This is a genomic window from Roseateles sp. (assembly GCF_049240545.1).
In the GTDB taxonomy this organism is placed as follows: Bacteria; Pseudomonadota; Gammaproteobacteria; order Burkholderiales; family Burkholderiaceae_C; genus Paucibacter_A.
Window position 1 is genome coordinate 1 of record NZ_JBMLSK010000326.1, and the last position, 1,025, is coordinate 1,025.

A 1,025-nucleotide genomic window follows, 5' to 3' on the forward strand; every position below is an offset into this window, starting at 1 on the left:
TTCCGTTGCTGACCATCCCTCAAGCCCCACCTTCGAACTGCGTCCAGGTACCTTTGCCGACCGTTCGGTTGTCGACAGGCTGATGGAGCTTTACCTCTACGACTGTTCAGAGTTTGACGGTTATGACGTCGACGAGCACGGCTTGTACCGCTACGACGATCTGGATTACTACTGGATGGAGAAGGACCGTGAAGTCCTTGTGCTGAAGGTGGAGGGCAAGTGGGCCGGGATCGCGCTGATCTCGACGGAAACGCTGCTCGACGGCAACGAACGGTCCATGGACAACTTCTTCATCATGCGCAAGTACCGGAGGCGGGGCCTTGGCATGCTGGTGGCACAGGCCATCTTCGATCGAACTCCGGCGAACTGGGAGCTGTGCGTGCTCGCAGGAAACACACCCGCCACCCACTTCTGGCGCCGCACCCTTGCGGAGTACACGGACGGAGAGTTCCGCGAGGAACAGTTGGACAACGAGGACTGGACTGGCCCGGTCTTCAGCTTCAGCAACCGTGACACAAACGTGTCGCATGAATCCTGACAGATCCTCTCATGGTGAAACCTGGAAAGGCGTCTCTGCTGGCGCGCGTGATAGTGGCGTTCGCCGCGCTTGCCGGACTTGTTGTCGCCACGGCCTGGTGGGGCTTGCGCTCAAGCCTTCCACTCCTCGAAGGGGAGATTTGGGCTTCGGGCCTGCACAGCCCGGTGGTCGTTGCTCGAGACCTATGGGGCGTGCCGACCATCGAGGCGCAGGACTGCAACGACGCGGCCTATGCAGAGGGTGTTTGAATTTCCTGTGCTCCGGGCTGCAGGAGCAATACGTACGCCGGTTCGATGAAATCGTTCCGCCCGTGGACTTCCATCCGGAAGCGCGCAGTCTGCTTGTCGCAGGGTCCCATGCGGATCGCCGTCAGATGCAGCGGTGCGCCAGAGAGGCGGGCCTGAAGGTGTTCTTCGTTGATCCGGAGTGTTGTGTAGACAACGCCGGCAACCGCATCAGGTATTCGCTCGAGGCTCCGCAGGAAGGT

Annotated in this window: 3 protein-coding genes; 2 read left to right on the top strand and 1 reads right to left on the bottom strand. The window is 60.5% G+C overall.

Translation table 11 applies throughout. The annotated features are described in order from the left end of the window. Both ACOVRJ_RS20140 and ACOVRJ_RS20145 read left to right on the top strand, forming a co-directional pair. Positions 1-538: GNAT family N-acetyltransferase (locus ACOVRJ_RS20140; RefSeq protein ID WP_422045609.1), on the top strand; the 538-nt coding region annotated here is incomplete at its 5' end. 11 nt (positions 539-549) lie between these two features. Further along, positions 550-786 carry a hypothetical protein gene (locus tag ACOVRJ_RS20145; protein WP_422045610.1) on the top strand — a complete coding sequence of 79 codons (237 nt, stop codon included), beginning with the start codon at positions 550-552 and terminating at the stop codon, positions 784-786. Here the strand turns inward: ACOVRJ_RS20145 and ACOVRJ_RS20150 are convergent. Beyond that, positions 768-1,025 (bottom strand): hypothetical protein (locus ACOVRJ_RS20150; RefSeq protein WP_422045611.1); only part of this gene is annotated, 258 nt, incomplete at its 5' end. The genes ACOVRJ_RS20145 and ACOVRJ_RS20150 overlap by 19 nt on opposite strands.

What these genes read in the sequence shown, in the direction of transcription:
- ACOVRJ_RS20145 (WP_422045610.1), top strand. Translation starts at nt 550, where the DNA reads ATGGTGAAACCTGGAAAGGCGTCTCTGCTGGCGCGCGTGATAGTGGCG.